This is a genomic window from Shewanella sp. 8A (assembly GCF_023475945.1).
GTDB classification, from domain to species: Bacteria; Pseudomonadota; Gammaproteobacteria; order Enterobacterales; family Shewanellaceae; genus Shewanella; species Shewanella xiamenensis.
On the sequence record NZ_JAMDJP010000140.1, the window covers coordinates 1 to 213 of the forward strand.

1 pseudogene is annotated in these 213 nt (G+C 52.1%); it reads right to left on the reverse strand.

Going from position 1 to position 213, the window contains the following annotated elements:
- Positions 1-213 (reverse strand): annotated as a pseudogene (locus M0413_RS22900) (IS4 family transposase); the annotation flags it as partial.

Genomic DNA, 213 nt, shown 5'->3' on the forward strand with positions numbered 1-213 from the left:
TGACTTACCTTTCACTGTCTTAGTCAATAAACGCGCTTCAAGGGTATCTGGGAGCTGCGGCCATTTCTTTCTGGCTTGAGGTGTCGTGGTGAGTTTCACCCACTGGTCATGCTTTCCTAGCGTTCGCACCACCTCATATTGAGTGCCTTTCTTCAATGGCAACAACCAGTGGCTATCAGGTTGCGCTTGCTGCCAAGCGTGCAGCAGGCCGAG